The 951-nt window shown below is 63.9% G+C and carries 1 protein-coding gene; it reads right to left on the bottom strand.

The features are described 5' to 3' along the window. On the bottom strand, positions 1–951 hold a 951-nt coding region (fgd, locus tag NE2_RS34415), incomplete at both ends, for a glucose-6-phosphate dehydrogenase (coenzyme-F420) (RefSeq protein ID WP_063032928.1).

Genomic DNA, 951 nt, shown 5'->3' with positions numbered 1-951 from the left:
TGCGCGCAGGCGTGGGGCGAGGTCGCGTGCGAACAGATCCAGGAAACGACGCTGATCGTGGCCCGGGGCGTGGAAAACCAGATGGTTCAACCCCGCATCGACATACGGCTTGACCTGCTCGACCACCTCATCCGGATCGCTGGCCACGATCCAGCGCTTGGCGATCTGCTCGATCGGCAACGCATCCGCGGCCGCCTCCATCTCGATCGGATCGGTGATCGAATGCTTCTGCTCGGCCGTCAGCGACAGCGGCGCCCAGAACCGCGTATTCTCCAACGCCAGATCGGGATCGGTGTCGTAGGAAATCTTGATCTCGATCATCCGATCGATATCGCCGAGCGTACGACCCACCTTCTCCGCACCCTCGCTCACCGCCGGCATCAACTTCTCCGTGTACAGATCCATCCCCTTGCCCGACGTGCAGATGAAACCGTCACCGGCCCGGCCCGCATACCGCGCCACCACCGGACCACCCGCGGCGATATACACCGGAATCCCCGCCGGCGGCACATCGTAGATCGACGCACCCACCGTGTTGTAGTACTGGCCCTCGAAATCGACCCGATCACCACTCCACAACGCGCGCATCAGATCCACCGACTCACGCAGCCGCGCGAAACGCTCCTTGAACTCCGGCCACTGGCCCTTGTAACCGGTCGCGATCTCGTTGAGCGCCTCCCCCGTCCCCACACCCAGCATGATCCGCTCCGGATACAGACACCCCAGAGTCGCGAACGCCTGCGCGATCACCGCCGGGTTGTAGCGGAACGTCGGCGTCAGCACCGACGTACCCAGCTGAATACGAGAAGTCCGCTCACCAACCGCGGTCATCCACGCCAGCGAGAACGGAGCATGCCCCCCCTGGTGCCGCCACGGCTGAAAATGATCACTGACGGTCGCACTGTCGAGGCCGTGTTCTTCGACCAGAACGCCGAGCTCGACGAGCTCGCG

The organism is Nocardia elegans NBRC 108235 (assembly GCF_001612845.1).
Lineage (GTDB): Bacteria > Actinomycetota > Actinomycetes > Mycobacteriales > Mycobacteriaceae > Nocardia > Nocardia nova.
The sequence above is the reverse complement of the archived record's forward strand: the minus strand, read 5'-3'. Positions and strand labels throughout refer to the sequence as shown.